Origin of the sequence: Nocardioides ochotonae, assembly GCF_011420305.2 — a bacterium.
GTDB lineage: Bacteria > Actinomycetota > Actinomycetes > Propionibacteriales > Nocardioidaceae > Nocardioides > Nocardioides ochotonae.
Window position 1 is genome coordinate 2,048,012 of the sequence record NZ_CP061769.1, and the last position, 14,393, is coordinate 2,062,404.

The 14,393-nt window shown below is 72.5% G+C and carries 13 protein-coding genes; 2 read left to right on the forward strand and 11 right to left on the reverse strand.

All coding sequences use genetic code 11. The annotated features are described in order from the left end of the window. Nucleotides 1-52 precede the first annotated feature (52 nt). The 3 genes from HBO46_RS09910 to HBO46_RS09920 form a co-directional block, all read right to left on the reverse strand. Nucleotides 53-1,939: an FAD-dependent monooxygenase gene (locus HBO46_RS09910; RefSeq protein ID WP_166138295.1), complete on the reverse strand. Its 1,887-nt coding sequence runs from the start codon at nucleotides 1,937-1,939 to the stop codon at nucleotides 53-55. After that, nucleotides 1,936-3,309, reverse strand: a complete 1,374-nt coding sequence (locus HBO46_RS09915; protein ID WP_166138292.1) for an MFS transporter — start codon at nucleotides 3,307-3,309, stop codon at nucleotides 1,936-1,938. Before HBO46_RS09915 ends, HBO46_RS09910 begins: the two co-directional genes overlap by 4 nt. Before the next feature lie 100 nt (nucleotides 3,310-3,409). After that, nucleotides 3,410-4,381 (reverse strand): LysR substrate-binding domain-containing protein, encoded by a 972-nt coding sequence (locus HBO46_RS09920; RefSeq protein WP_166138289.1) that lies wholly within the window; start codon nucleotides 4,379-4,381, stop codon nucleotides 3,410-3,412. A gap of 63 nt (nucleotides 4,382-4,444) precedes the next feature. Between HBO46_RS09920 and def the strand changes: the two genes are divergently transcribed. Then, complete coding sequence (def, locus tag HBO46_RS09925; protein WP_166138286.1) at nucleotides 4,445-5,044, forward strand: peptide deformylase; 600 nt, start codon at nucleotides 4,445-4,447, stop codon at nucleotides 5,042-5,044. A gap of 10 nt (nucleotides 5,045-5,054) precedes the next feature. Here def and HBO46_RS09930 read toward each other — a convergent pair whose 3' ends face one another. From HBO46_RS09930 to cobA, 3 genes are all read right to left on the reverse strand, one after another. After that, entirely contained in the window at nucleotides 5,055-5,678 is a 624-nt protein-coding gene (locus HBO46_RS09930) for a hypothetical protein (RefSeq protein WP_166138283.1), read from the reverse strand. Nucleotides 5,679-5,753: 75 nt separating this feature from the next. After that, complete coding sequence (locus HBO46_RS09935) at nucleotides 5,754-6,557, reverse strand: TrmH family RNA methyltransferase (protein WP_166138280.1); 804 nt, start codon at nucleotides 6,555-6,557, stop codon at nucleotides 5,754-5,756. Further along, nucleotides 6,557-7,786, reverse strand: a complete 1,230-nt coding sequence (cobA, locus tag HBO46_RS09940) for a uroporphyrinogen-III C-methyltransferase (protein ID WP_224769476.1) — start codon at nucleotides 7,784-7,786, stop codon at nucleotides 6,557-6,559. Before cobA ends, HBO46_RS09935 begins: the two co-directional genes overlap by 1 nt. A 124-nt stretch (nucleotides 7,787-7,910) precedes the next feature. On the opposite strand from cobA, the gene HBO46_RS09945 reads away from it, so the two are divergent. Beyond that, on the forward strand, nucleotides 7,911-8,438 hold the full coding sequence (locus HBO46_RS09945) for a YbhB/YbcL family Raf kinase inhibitor-like protein (protein ID WP_166138273.1): 528 nt from the start codon (nucleotides 7,911-7,913) through the stop codon (nucleotides 8,436-8,438). Nucleotides 8,439-8,471: 33 nt separating this feature from the next. Here HBO46_RS09945 and HBO46_RS09950 read toward each other — a convergent pair whose 3' ends face one another. The 5 genes from HBO46_RS09950 to HBO46_RS09970 form a co-directional block, all read right to left on the reverse strand. Then, nucleotides 8,472-9,089 carry an FMN reductase gene (locus tag HBO46_RS09950; RefSeq protein WP_166138270.1) on the reverse strand — a complete coding sequence of 206 codons (618 nt, stop codon included), beginning with the start codon at nucleotides 9,087-9,089 and terminating at the stop codon, nucleotides 8,472-8,474. Further along, nucleotides 9,086-10,258, reverse strand: a complete 1,173-nt coding sequence (locus HBO46_RS09955) for an LLM class flavin-dependent oxidoreductase (protein WP_166138267.1) — start codon at nucleotides 10,256-10,258, stop codon at nucleotides 9,086-9,088. Before HBO46_RS09955 ends, HBO46_RS09950 begins: the two co-directional genes overlap by 4 nt. 179 nt (nucleotides 10,259-10,437) lie before the next feature. Beyond that, a complete protein-coding gene (gene katG / locus HBO46_RS09960; RefSeq protein ID WP_166138925.1) occupies nucleotides 10,438-12,615 on the reverse strand; it encodes a catalase/peroxidase HPI in 2,178 nt (725 codons plus the stop codon). Nucleotides 12,616-12,680: 65 nt separating this feature from the next. Further along, a complete protein-coding gene (locus HBO46_RS09965; protein ID WP_166138265.1) occupies nucleotides 12,681-13,106 on the reverse strand; it encodes a Fur family transcriptional regulator in 426 nt (141 codons plus the stop codon). Between the two features lie 18 nt (nucleotides 13,107-13,124). Continuing rightward, nucleotides 13,125-14,351, reverse strand: coding sequence for a PP2C family protein-serine/threonine phosphatase (locus HBO46_RS09970; protein ID WP_166138262.1), 1,227 nt, complete (start codon nucleotides 14,349-14,351; stop codon nucleotides 13,125-13,127). Between the last annotated feature and the right edge of the window lie 42 nt (nucleotides 14,352-14,393).

The window sequence follows — 14,393 nt, forward strand, 5'->3', positions numbered from 1 at the left end:
ATGCCTGCCTTGTCTCGTGTCGGGTGGGGTGGGTTCGGGTGGGCGTTCGGTATCAGCGTGCCGCGCCGGCGGCCAGGACCGCATCACGCAGCGCCGCCGGACCGACCTGGTCACCGAGAACCAGGGCCAGGCGGGTGAGCAGGTCCGCACGCGCGTCGGGCTCGACCGAGTCCAGCGCGTCGGACAGCGCGAGCCAGACCTGCTCGCGGGCGGCCTGCTCGGGTGGCAGCCCGACCCGGGGGTCGGCGACCTCGGCGCCCTGCGCTCGGGCGGTGCCGCCGGCGCGCAGGTGGGCGGGCACACCGGCCAGGTCGCCGGCCCGGCCGCGGGCCAGGAGCAGGCCGTCGGGGCGGACCACGAAGACCTCGCCGGGAGCGGCGCCCCAGGCAGTGGCCAGCTCGCCGGCCTCGTCGACCAGCGAGTGCTCGGTGTCGCCGAGGCCGACCAGCACCACGACGGCGTCCTCGTGCGGAAGCACCGAGGCGAGGTCGCCGCGCAGGCGGTGGACCGACTCCAGGGCCGCCTCGTCGAGCGGGGCGAAGGCGTAGAGCCCGAAGCCGGTGCCACGCACCTCGTGCACGCTCGACTCCTTGCCGGCGGCGGTGCGCACCCGGCGGTCCGGCACCGGGTCGCCGGGCACCAGCCCGGTGTCCGCGGCCTCGCCGTCGGTCGCGCCGAGGGTCAGCGGCGAGCGCCGGGCGTGGGTGGCGCTGCTCTGCCGGGGGTCGAGCAGGTGGCTGAACTCCGGGCGGACCTCGCTGAGGTGCAGCAGCGCGTCGCGGGTGGCGCGGTAGCCGTCGGTGCCCGGCGTCATCACCAGCGTGGACTTGCCGGCGTTCGCGACGTTCTGCTGCCAGGCGTCGTGCCGCTCGGCGGAGTACGCCGCGAGCAGCGCCGGGTCGGCGTCGCCACGGAGCACGGCGGCGAGCGTCCACACGAGCGTGTCGGCGTCCTCCATGCCCGAGTTCAGCCCGCGCACGCCGAAGATCGGCACCAGGTGGGCGGCGTCGCCGGTGAAGACCACCCGGCCGTGCACGAAGTCCGGCAGCGCGAGCGCGCGGGCCTGGTAGAAGCCGTGCCACTCCAGGGTCCACGGCTGCTCGTGGCGCAGCCAGGTGAGGTGCTTGGCGATCCGCTCGCGGATCCGCTCCTCCTGGGTCTCGACCTCCGCGTCGTCGCCGGGGGCGAGCTGGTAGTCGATGCGCCAGATGTCGTTCGGCTGGCGGTGCATGATCACCGTCGAGCCGGGGTTGCTCGGCGGGTCGAACCAGACCAGCCGCTCGGCGGGCAGGTCGCACACCCAGTGGATGTCGGCGATGACGTAGCGGCCCTCGTAGCTGGTGCCCTCCAGGCGCAGGCCGAGCTGCTGGCGCACCGCGCTGCGACCGCCGTCGGCGGCCACCACCCACTGCGCACGCAGGGTCCGCTGGCCCTCGACGGTGTCGACGGTGACGCGGGCGCCCTCGTCGTCCTGCTGCACGCCCACGACCGGGGTGCCCCAGTGCAGGGTGATCAGCGGGTGCTTCTCGAGCGTCTCGACCATCATCTGCTCGAGCTCGGACTGCGACACGTTGACCATCGGCGCGCGCACGTCGCCCGCCTCGTGCGGCATCGTGAAGTGCAGGACCTCGCGGTCGCGGTGGTAGCTGCGTCCGCCCTGCCATTCCAGCGCGAGGGCGGAGAGCTGCTCGCCGAAGCCGAGGCGGTCGGCGACCTCCAGGCTGTGGCGCGAGATGCAGATCGCCCGGCTGCCGAAGGAGACCTGGTCGGCCGCCTCGAGCACGGTGACCGGGATGCCGCGGTGGGCCAGGCCCAGCGCGACGCTCATGCCCACCGGGCCGGCGCCGACGACGAGGACCGGGAGCGCGGGGGCGTCGGGCGCAGGCTCGGCGACGCGGCTGCGCTCGTAGGTCGGCGGCTGGAAGTACGGCGAGGTCATCGGACGGCTCCTGTCGGGACGGCACTCTCAGCAGTGGGCTCAGCAGCAGGCTGGGCGGCGCCGGCCGGCCGGCCGGCCAGCTCGCTCGGGGGACGGCGCAGCAGGACGAGCGTGCAGGTGAGGCTGATCAGCGCGATCAGCACGAAGTAGACGGAGATCGCGTTGCTGGTGCCGAACTCGGCGTACAGCCAGGTCGCCATGAACGGGGCGATGCCGCCACCGAGGATCGCGCCGACCTGGTAGCCCAGCGAGGCGCCGCTGTAGCGCACGTGCGCGGGGAACAGCTCGGCGAACAGCGCGGACTGCGGGCCGACGGTGCAGCCGAGCACGAAGGCGAGCAGCATCATCGCGAGCAGCATCACCGGCACCGACGCGGTGTCGATGAGGGTGAAGAAGAAGGCCGAGACCACGAGCAGCCCGATCGTCGAGCCGACGTAGATCTTGCGGCGACCCACGATGTCGGACCAGTACGCCGAGACACCCATGCCGAGCATCCACACCGGGCAGGCCGCGATCAGCAGGGCGAGCATGGTGCCGCGGCCGAAGCCGAGCTCCTTGGTGCCGTAGGTCAGCAGGTAGGCCATGAAGACGTAGGCGATGCCGTTGGTCGCGATGAAGGTGCCGCCGGCGAGCAGCACGGTGCGCCAGCTCTTGGTGAGCACCTCGACGATCGGGATCCGGGCCACCTGCTCCTCGGCCTTGACGGCATCGAACTCCGGGCTCTCCATGACACCGAGGCGGATCCACATGGCGACGCCGATCAGCACGATGCTCAGCAGGAACGGCACCCGCCAGCCCCATGCCAGGAAGGCCTCGTCGCTCATCGACTGGGTGCAGGCCAGGTAGACCAGGTTGGCCAGCAGGACGCCGGCCGGCACGCCCATCTGCGGGGCGGAGCCGTAGAGACCGGCCTTGCCGGGCGGTGCGTGCTCGGTGGCCATCAGCACCGCGCCACCCCACTCGCCGCCGACGCCGATGCCCTGCACGAAGCGCAGCAGCACCAGCAGGACCGGTGCCCACGCGCCGATCGCGTCGTAGTTCGGGAGCAGGCCGATGCCGACCGTGGCCCCACCCATGACGAACAGCGAGATGACGAGCATCGACTTGCGGCCGGTGCGGTCACCGAAGTGGCCCATGATCACGCTGCCGAAGGGGCGGGCGATGAAGCCCACGGCGAGCGTGGCGAACGCGGACAGCGTGCTGGCCAGGTCGGAGTCGGTCGGGAAGAACTGAGGGCCGAGGACCAGGGCGGCGGCAGTGCCGTAGATGAAGAAGTCGTACCACTCGATGGCGGTGCCGACGAAGCTGCTGGCGACGGCACGGCGGGCACTGGTCGGTGCGGGTGCGGTCTCCGCGGCATGTGCTCCCATGAGGGTGGGCCTTTCGCTCGTGTCAGTCCACCGAGGGAGGTGGAGATCACTAACGGTGAAGGTTTGCCCGGATGCTTGGAAAGGCCCGGTTAACGCAGTATTACCTCTGGATTTCCGTGGAAGCGCCGTTGCGGATGCCGCCACCCCTGAGGTGCCGGGCGGTCAGCCGCACCGCCTCGGTGAGGAAGGTGCGCGTCGCGCGGTTGAGCAGCGAGTCCGGATGCCAGACGACGTCCACCGCGACCGGCTCGATGCCGGGCGTCGCGATCTCGCGCACCGCGACGGGCAGCCCCTCGTAGGTCACGTCGGCGCTGGGACGCTGGAGCAGGATCGTCCAGCCCAGCCCGCGTCCCACGAACGCGCGCGCGGTCTCGTAGGTGCGGGCCCGGTAGCCGATGCGCGGGGTGAAGCCGGCGATCGTGCAGCACCTCATGGCGTGAGCCGAGCTCGGCGGCGCGTCGAGCAGCACCAGCGGGTCCGCCCGCAGGTCGCCGAGGTCCACCGCTCCCCCGTCGACGGCGAGCGGGTGGTCCCCCGGCAGCACGACGAGCGGCGTCAGCAGGGCGAGGCCGGCGCGGCGCCACGTCGGCGCCAGGTCGAGGTCGTACATGATCGCGGCGTCCAGCAGCCCGCCCTCGAGGCTGGCGGTGAGCTGGTCCTGGGTCGCCTCGGTGACCTCGAGATGGACCTGCGGCTGGGACTCCGCGAAGCCGGTGATCAGGGGCGGCAGCATCGTGGGCGCGAGCGAGGGGTAGCAGCCCAGCCGGACGGTGCCGGCCGCGCCGCGCTCGCCGCGGACGTCGGCCTCCAGCTCCAGGGCCTGGTGCAGGAGCAGCCGGGCGCGGGGCACGAGCAGCTCGCCGGTCGGGGTCAGCTGCACGCCCTTGGCGCGCTGCCGGGTGAGCAGCTGGGTGTGGAGTGCGCGCTCGAGCTCGGTGAGGTTGGCCGAGAGGGCCGAGGCGGAGAGGTGCAGCTGTTGGGCGGCACCACTGATGGTGCCGACGTCGGCGACGGCGACGAACGCCGCGAGCTGGTTGATCGTGAACGTCGCAACGCCTTCGGCCCTGGCCACGACCTGACGGTACCGCCGAGCCCGTCCGCCCCCGCCGCTCGGCCCCCGCTAGCATTCCTGGTCATGTCCGCTCCCTCCGCCCCGCCCGAGCACGCGCCGTACGGTCCCCTCCCCGAGGGCGGCCGGGTCCGGCCGATGACCCGATGGGGCACGCCGGTCATGCACCGCCCCCAGGCGCGCGTCGAGAGCTTCGATGAGGACCTGCGCCAGCTCGTCGCCGACATGGTCGCGACGATGTACGCCGCCGACGGCGTCGGCCTGGCCGCCTGCCAGATCGGTGAGGACCTCGCGGTCTTCGTCTTCGACTGCCCCGACGCGAGCGGCGAGCGCACGGTCGGCGTGGTGTGCAACCCCGAGGTCGTGCTCCCCGAGGGCAAGGACCGCCACCTCGACGTCGACGACGAGGGCTGCCTGTCCTTCCCGGGCGCCTTCGTGGACTGCGCGCGCCCCGACTTCGCCACCGTGCACGGCGTTGGCCTCGACGGCTCCCCGGTGACCTTCTCCGGCGACGGGCTGCTGGCTCGCTGCCTGCAGCACGAGACCGACCACACCCTCGGCACGGTCTTCGGCGACCGACTGCCGACCAAGGCCCGCAAGAAGCTCCAGAAGGCCCACGACAAGGCGGTCGCGGACTACCCCGAGGGCTGGCCCGCCACCTCCTGAGCGGAGGCCGTCAGGTGGCCAGTGCCTCTCCCCCGCCGCGGGCCAGGTTCTCGGCCACGATCCGACGATGCTCGGCGGCCAGGTCGTCCGGCACGTCGGGCAGCACGTCGTCCCAGAAGGCCAGCATCGGGCCGCGGCCCTGCATCATGCCGGCCGGGCGGGCCAGCGCCCACAGGTGGAAGTGCTCCGAGCCGTCGCCCCAGCGTGAGAAGTGGCAGCGCGCGACGCCCGGGACCGACTTGACCGCCGCGCTGATGCGCTGCATCAGCGGGCCCAGGCCGGCGAGCAGCTCGACCGGCGCGCTGTCGAGCAGCACGTGGTCGACCGGCGCGATGCCGCCGATGAACGGCAGGCCGGACCGGGTGAACCCGGAGCGGACCTGCCAGGTGCCGTCGGTCCAGATCGTGTGCGCGCTGGGACGGCAGTGCCCGCACTCCGCGCGGTCCACGGTGCCGATCCGCGGGGCCTCGGGCACGAGCATCGGCGCGAGCGGGCGCAGCCGCACCTCCTCGAAGGAGGACAGCGGGTCGTCGACGAGCGGCTCTCCCGACACCCGCTCCCCGATCGGCAGCGTGCGGTGGTACGCCGAGTCGGCGGGCTGCTGGGGTGTCTGGTCTGCGAGCTCGTCCGGCATCCCGCGAACCTATCGTCGAGTCGGGGTGAGTGGTTGCCTGAGTCGGCCCTCGTGGTGGCGCGAGGTGGGCCTGGGTCAGCGGCGGGCGGTGACGTAGCAGGCCACGGCGCTGGCGGCGGCCACGTTGAGGGAGTCGATGCCCTCGCGCATCGGGATGATCGCGCGCCGATCGGCGCTCTCCTCCCAGCGCGCGGAGAGGCCGTGGCCCTCGGAGCCGAGCACCAGCGCGACCCGGTCCAGGCCCGCGACCGCGTCCTCGATCGCGGTGGCGTCCGGGGTCAGCGTCAGCGCGACGGTGGTGAACCCGCGGGCGCTGAGGTCCGGCAGGGCGTCGTACCACTGCGGGAGGCGGGTCCACGGCATCGTGAACACCGCGCCCATCCCGACCTTGATCGCGCGGCGGTACAGCGGGTCCGCGCACCGCGGCGCGAGCAGTACCGCGTCGAAGCCGAGGGCGGCGCCGCTGCGGAAGATCGCGCCGACGTTGGTGTGGTCGACGATCTCCTCGAGCACCAGCACCGAGCGGGCACCGTCGAGGACCTCCTCGACCGACGGCAGCGGGCGGCGCTCCAGCGACGCCAGCGCCCCGCGGTGCACGTGGAAGCCGGTGACCTCCTCGGCCAGTGCCTCGGAGAGCACGTAGCAGGGCGCGTCGGTGGTGGCCAGCACGTCGGCGAGGCCCTCGAGCCAGCGCGGCGCCATCAGGAACGAGCGCGGGGTGAACCCGCCCTCGACCGCGCGGCGGACCACCTTCTCGCCCTCGGCGAGGAAGAGCCCGTTCTCCGTCTCCAGGCTCTTGCGCAGCTGTACGTCGCGCAGGTCGCGGTAGTCGGCGAGCCGCGGGTCGGCGGGGTCGCTGATCTCGATGATCGTGGCCATCAGGGGCGTCCGTACCGCTCGGGGTGGGCGACGGCGACGACGTCGCCGACCACGATGATCGCCGGCGGCTGGACCGCCTGGGCCTCCAGCTCGACCGCGAGCGTGGCGAGGGTGGCGAGCACCGTGCGCTGCCCGGGCATGGTGCCGTCGCAGACGACCGCGACCGGGGTGTCGGGGTTCCGGCCGCCGTCGAGCAGCGCCTCGGCGATGGCGGGGGCGTTCTGCACCGCCATCATCAGCACCAGCGTCCCGGAGAGACCGGCGACGGACTTCCAGCTGGTCAGCGACTCGGGGTGCCCGGGCGGCAGGTGCCCGGAGATGACGGTGAACTCGTGGGCGACGCCGCGATGGGTCACCGGGATGCCGGCCACCGCGGGCACGGAGACGGGGCTGGTGAGCCCGGGCACCACCGTGACCGGTACGCCGGCGGCCCGGCAGGCGAGGACCTCCTCGTAGCCGCGGCCGAAGACGAAGTTGTCGCCGCCCTTGAAGCGCACCACCCGCTTGCCGGCCAGGGCGCGGTCGACGATGACACGGTTGATCTCCTCCTGCTGCGCCGAGCGCCCGCGGGGCAGCTTGGCGACGTCGATCAGCTCCACGTCGGCCGGCAGCTCGCCGAGCAGCTCCCGCGGCGCGAGCCGGTCGGCGACGACGACGTCGGCCTCCATCAGCGCCTTGCGCCCGGCCACGGTCATCAGGTCCGGGTCGCCGGGGCCACCACCCACGAGCACCACGCCCGGGGTCCGGTCGCGCTGGTGGCGGGCCGCGATGGTCCCCTCGCGCAGGCCCTCGAGGACCTCGTCTCGTACGGCGGCGGAGCGCCGAGGGTCCCGGTTGCCGAGCACCGCGACGGTCACGCCGGCGTGCCGGCCGACGGCCGGCGTCCACGCCGTACCGCCGCGGGCGTCGTCGGCGCGCACGCAGAAGATGCGCTGCGTCTCGGCGGCGGCGCACACCTGCGCGTTGACGGCCGGGTCGTCGGTCGTGGCCAAGGCGTACCAGGCGCCGTCGACGTCGGCGGCCTCGAAGCGGCGGCGGTGCCAGGTGACCTCGCCGGACCCGACCAGTCCCTCGATCGCCGGGGTGACCTCCGGTGACACGAGGTGGACATCGGCGCCGGCGGCGATCAGGGCCGGGACCCGGCGCTGGGCGACGTGTCCGCCGCCGACGACCAGGACCCGGCGGCCGGTGAGGATGAGCCCCGAGGGGTACGGCGTGTAGTCGTCCACCCGGTCATTCTCGCGGTGTGTCGACGCGCACCGGTGGAGCGGGTTCAGGAAGCGGACTACGGTCGGCGAACCACCCGTCGGGCACGAGAATGCCGACAGCCGCACCGACCCACCCAGGAGCGACATGAACCTCGAGCGACCCGTCACGCCGAACCCGTACGACCTGCTGCCCCGTGTCCCCTCCTTCGAGGTGACGAGCACCGACGTCACGGACGGCCGGCCCCTCAAGGACGACCAGGTCCAGTCCGGCGGCGACACCTCGCCGCAGCTGTCGTGGTCGGGCGCCCCGGCCGGCACCAAGAGCTTCACGGTCACCTGCTTCGACCCCGACGCGCCCACCCCGAGCGGCTTCTGGCACTGGGTGCTCGTCGACCTGCCCGCCGACGTGACCTCCCTGGAGACCGGGGCCGGGGCCGAGGGCGCGACCCTGCCGGGCAAGGCGTTCATGTGCCGCAACGACCTCGGCACCCCGGCGTACGTCGGCGCTGCCCCGCCGCAGGGCGACCAGGTCCATCGCTACTTCTTCGTCGTGCACGCGGTCACCGAGGAGACGCTCGGCGTGGACGCCGACGCCTCGCCCGCTGTGGTGTCGTTCAACCTGGCGTTCAAGACCGCCGGCCGCGCGATCCTGCACGGGACCTACCAGCACTGAAGCGGGCCCGGCGACCCCGGACCCGCAGCAGCGTCAGCCCTCGCTGGCGCGGCGCAGCAGCTCCTCGAACGGCGTGGGCGCAGCCAGCTCGTCCGCGACGGTACGACGCGGGGTGCGGGCGGCATCGGCCGGCGCGACCTTCCCCGCGAGCAGCGCCAGCTCCCCTGCCGCCCGGCGCACCCGGGCGTCGAGGTCGGGGCCGGCGAAGTCGTCGGTGGCCGCGAACACTCCGGTGGGCACGACGACCGCGCGCAGGTGGGCGAACAGCGGGCGCAGGGCGTGCTCGAGCACCAGCGAGTGGCGCGCGGTGCCGGCGGTGGCGGCGATCAGCACCGGTGTGCCGTCCAGCAGGCCCGGCTCGAGGACGTCGATGAACGTCTTGAACAGCCCCGAGTAGCTCGCGGAGAACACCGGCGTCACCGCGATCACGCCGTCGGCGTGCCGCACCGCCTCGATCGCAGCCGCCAGCGCGGGACCCGGGAAGCCGGTGAGCAGGTGGTCGGTGAGCTCGTGGGCCACGTCGCGCAGCTCGACCTGGACGAGGTCGACCTCCTCCAGCGCCTCGGTGGTCGCGGCCGCCAGCCGGTCGGCCAGCAGCCGGGTCGAGGACGGCGTGGACAGCCCGGCCGAGACCACGACGATCCGGGTCATGCCCGCACCCCCTCGGACCCAGCCTCGGACCCCACCTGGTCCTCGGCGCGGTGCCCGGTGGCCGCGTCCGGCGCGGCGTACACCGTCGCGTCCGTGGCGCCGCCGGCCCGCGCGACCAGCGAGGCGTGGGTCGGGGCGTCGGGGATGTGGGCGGGACGGCCCTCGGCGAAGCCGCGGCGCATCTCCGGGAGGATCTCGCCGAGCAGGTCCAGCTGCTCCAGCACGGTCTTCAGCGGCAGTCCCGCGTGGTCGACCAGGAACAGCTGACGCTGGTAGTGCCCGGCGTACTCACGAAACGACAGGGTGCGTTCCAGCACCTGCTGCGGCGAGCCGACGGTGAGCGGCGTGGCCTCGGTGAAGTCCTCCAGCGACGGGCCGTGCCCGTAGACCGGCGCGTTGTCGAAGTAGGGACGGAACTCAGCGACCGCGTCCTGGCTGTTGCGTCGCATGAAGAACTGCCCGCCCAGGCCGACGATCGCGGTGTCCGCCGGGCCGTGGCCGTAGTGCTCGAAGCGGCGGCGGTAGAGGTCGACCATCTGCTGGGTGTGCCCGGCCGGCCAGAAGATGTGGTTGTGGAAGAACCCGTCGCCGTAGTACGCCGCCTGCTCGGCGATCTCGGGGCTGCGGATCGAGCCGTGCCACACGAACGGCGCGACGCCGTCGAGCGGGCGCGGGGTGGAGGTGTAGCCCTGCAGCGGGGTGCGGAACCGGCCCTCCCAGCTCACCACGTCCTCGGACCACAGCCGGCGCAGCAGCGCGTAGTTCTCGATGGCCAGGTTGATGCCCTGACGGATGTCCTTGCCGAACCAGGGATACACCGGCCCGGTGTTGCCGCGGCCCATCATCAGGTCGACGCGGCCGTCGGTGAGGTGCTGGATCTTGGCGTAGTCCTCCGCGATCAGCACCGGGTCGGTGGTGGTGATCAGCGTGGTCGCCGTCGAGAGGATGATCCGCTCGGTGAGCGCCCCGATGTAGGCCAGCGTGGCCGTGGGGTTCGAGGCGATGAACGGCGGGTTGTGGTGCTCGCCGGTGGCGAACACGTCCAGGCCGATCTCCTCGGCCTTGCGAGCGATGGCCACGGTGGCCTTGATGCGCTCCTGCTCGGTCGGCGTCCGGCCGGTCGTGGGGTCCGTCGTCACGTCGCCGACGCTGAAGATGCCGATCTGCATGAGGTGCCTCGCTCGGTAGTTGAAAGTGCGATTACACCCCACAACCGCCGGCGCCGCGCAGGTATTCCGGGCAGCCGCTCCGGCTCCGCGTCGGCGCCACTGGCGGACGGGGACAGCCGGAGACGCCGAACGGGGCCCGGCCGCAGTGCGGCCGGGCCCCGAAGGGGTGGTGCGGTGGATCAGCGCAGGTCGAAGCGGTCCAGCTCCATGACCTTGACCCAGGCGGCGACGAAGTCCTCGACGAACTTGGTCTTGGCGTCATCCGAGGCGTAGACCTCGGCGAGCGCACGCAGCTCGGAGTTCGAGCCGAAGACCAGGTCCACGCGCGAACCGGTCCAGCCGGCGGTCGAGGAGAACAGCTCCCCGGCCTCGTCGACGGGGGTCCACTCCTGGCCGAGCTCGAGCAGGTTGACGAAGAAGTCGTTCGTCAGCTGACCCGGGGTCGTGGTGAGGACACCGGTCTTCGAGCCGTCCCAGTTGGTGTCCAGGACGCGCAGGCCACCGACGAGCACGGTGGTCTCCGGGGCGCTCAGCGTGAGCAGGTTCGCCCGGTCGAGCAGGAGGTACTCGGTGGGGACCTTCGAGGTGCGCGACAGGTAGTTGCGGAACCCGTCGTGGCGGGGCTCGAGGGCCTTGAAGGACTCGACGTCGGTCTGCTCGATCGTGGCGTCGGTGCGACCCGGGGTGAACGGGACGACGATCTCGGTGCCGGCGGCCTTGGCGGCCTGCTCGATGCCCACGCCACCGGCGAGGACGATCAGGTCGGCCAGGGAGACCTTCTTCGACTCGGTGTCGAAGTCGGCCTTGACGCCCTCGAGCGCCTCCAGGACCTTGGCGAGGCGGACCGGGTTGTTGACGGTCCAGTCCTTCTGGGGCTCCAGACGGATGCGGGCGCCGTTGGCGCCGCCGCGCTTGTCGCCACCGCGGAAGGTGGCGGCGGAGGCCCAGGCGACCGAGACGAGCTCGGAGACGCTGAGGCCGGTCGCGACGATCTTCTCCTTGAGCACGACGATGTCGCTGTCGTTGACGAGCTCACCCTCGTGGGCCGGCAGCGGGTCCTGCCAGATCAGGACCTCCTCGGGGACCTCGGGGCCGAGGTAGCGGTCGCGCGGACCCATGTCGCGGTGGGTCAGCTTGAACCAGGCGCGGGCGAACGCGTCGGCGAAGGCCTCCGGGTCCTCCTTGAAGCGGCGCGAGATCTTGTCGTACTCCGGGTCGACCCGCAGCGCGAGGTCGGAGGTCAGCATGCGCGGCTCGCGCTTGCCGTCGCCGAACGCCTCGGGCACCAGGCCGTCGCCGCCCTTGTTGACCGGACGCCACTGCAGCGCACCGGCGGGCGACTTGAACTGCTCCCACTCGTAGCTGTAGAGGATGTGGAAGAACTCGTTGTCCCAGCGGGTGGGGTGGTAGGTCCAGGTGACCTCCAGGCCCGAGGTGATCGCGTCGATGCCCTTGCCGGACTTGTACGACGACTTCCAGCCCAGGCCCTGCTCCTCGATCGGGGCGGCCTCCGGCTCCGGGCCGACCAGGCCGGCGTCGCCGGCACCGTGGGTCTTGCCGAAGGTGTGGCCGCCGGCGATCAGCGCGACGGTCTCCTCGTCGTTCATCGCCATGCGGGCGAAGGTCTCGCGGATGTCCTTGGCGGACGCGAGCGGGTCGCCGTTGCCGTTGGGGCCCTCCGGGTTGACGTAGATGAGGCCCATCTGCACCGCGGCGAGCGGGTCCTCGAGGTCGCGCTCACCGGTGTAGCGCTCATCGCCGAGCCACTCGGTCTCGGGACCCCAGTAGACGTCGGCGTCGGCCTCCCAGACGTCCTCGCGGCCACCGGCGAAGCCGAAGGTCTTGAAGCCCATGTCCTCGAGCGCGACGTTGCCGGCGAGGATCATCAGGTCGGCCCAGGAGATCTTCTGGCCGTACTTCTTCTTGACCGGCCACAGCAGACGCCGGGCCTTGTCGAGGTTGGCGTTGTCGGGCCAGCTGTTCAGCGGCGCGAAGCGCTGCTGGCCGGCGCCGGCGCCGCCGCGGCCGTCGCTGATGCGGTAGGTGCCCGCGCTGTGCCAGGCCATCCGGATGAGGAAGGGGCCGTAGTGCCCGAAGTCGGCCGGCCACCAGTCCTGGGAGTCGGTGAGCGCCTGCGCGATGTCGCGCTTGACCTCGGCGAGGTCGAGGGAGCTGAAGGCCTCGGCGTAGTCGAAGTCCTCGCCCAGCGGGTTCGCGACCGCGGGGTTCTTCGCGAGGATCTTGAGGTTGAGCTGGTTGGGCCACCAGTTCTTGTTGGCGTCACCCTGGGCGGGCAGCGGCTGCTGGGAGCCGTGCATCACGGGGCAACCCCCGCGGGCGTCGCTCTCGTCGTTCATCTCGCCGACTACTGCGTCGGGGCTGTCAGCCACAGTGTTTCCTTCCGGTTCTTCGGGCATGGGGGTCACGAGCTGGTCGTGGAGCAGGAGGGGCAGTGGCCCCAGTAGACGACCTCGGCCTCGTCGATGCTGAAGCCGTGGTCGTCCGAGGCCGTGAGGCAGGGGGCAGCCCCGACCGCACAATCGACGTCGACGATCACGCCGCAACCGCGGCACACCAGGTGGTGGTGGTTGTCGGCGACGCGGGACTCGTAGCGGGCGACCGAGCCCTGGGGCTGGATCCGGCGGATCAGCCCGGACTCGGTCAGGACCCGCAGCACGTCGTAGACCGCCTGCTGGGAGACTTCTCCGAGGCGCTCACGGACGGTGCCGTAGATGGTCTCGGTGTCGGCGTGCGGGTGGTCGTGGACCGCGTCGAGCACGGCGACCCGAGGCTTCGTGACCCGCAAGCGGGCCTCGCGCAGCAGGTCTTCATGGTCGGTCGTCGGCACGTGCTGATCATGGCACAGTTATCTGGAATGGTTCAAGTCTCGGGTGGGTGCGTCGGCGGCCGGTGAGGGCTGACGGGCGGCCGTGGACCCCGGCGGGGTCGTCGACGGCACTGCGGTGCCCGCCTCGGAGTGGGTGCGGGCGAGGATGAGCACCGCCCGGTCGTCCTGGCCACGCGGCACCTCGGCGATGATGCGCCCCGCGGCGCCGGGCAGTCCGTCGCTCATGGCGGTGGCACCGACCGCACGCAGCCAGGCGATCCCGTCCTCGATCGAGGCGGAGCGGGACTCCACGACACCGTCGGTGTAGAACATCAGCGCCTCCCCGGGCGCAAGGCATCCGGTCGTGGCCTCCAGATCCGGATCGGGGACGATCCCGAGCGCGGTGCCACGGGCGGTGTCGACCGCCCAGGACCCGCCGTCCCAGCGCAGCGCCGGCGGGTGTCCCGCGCTGTGGATCTGGTAGTCGCCGGTATCGAGGTCCACGAGCACGTGTACGGCGGTCGCCAGCGCCTCGTCGGAGGGCTGACGCATCAGGAAGGTGTTGGCCGCGCGCATCAGCGGCTCCGGCGGCAGCGCGCCGATCAGGCCTCCCAGGGCGCCGGCGAACTGCAGCGCGTCGGGGCCGGCGTCGACCCCCTTGCCGCAGACGTCGACCAGCACCATCTCCAGGTCGCGGCCGCCGTCGGCACGGTTCCGCAGGTCGGCGACGAGGAAGTCGCCGGCGTACCCGTTCTCGTGGGCGGCGAGCATCGCCGACTGCGACCACCAGCCGGTCGGGAGCGGCGGCACCGTCGCCTGCGCCTGCAGGCGGTCCCGCAGCTCGGCCAGCACCGCCTCGCCGAGGGCGGCCGGCAGTCCCGAGCGCTGCCGCCTGGACTGCGCGAGGATCACCACGACCCCGGCGAGCATGCCCAGCACGCTGCTCACGCGCAGCGTGCCCGACGGGCCGTCGAGCGCGACGGCCACCACGCCGCACGCCACGGTGGCGGCGCACAGCACGGCGAGCGGGCGGAAGCGCAGCAGCACCATCCCGAGGAGCAACCACACGAAGTACGCCGTGAGCGGCATCCACGTGTACTCCACCAGCGAGATCGCGAAGGAGGCCGTCAGGCCTGCCAGCAGCAGCCCCAGCGAGACCTGCTGGCTGCGCCGAGAACCCGTGCTCCAGTGCAGCACCTGCCCGCGGGCGGTGCCGTGGTTCCGGTGCAGGGTACGCCGAAGCGCCCGCCGCGTGACGACGATCACGCGCGCAGCGTAGCGGTCCCGGGCGCCGCTGCGGGCCGTTCG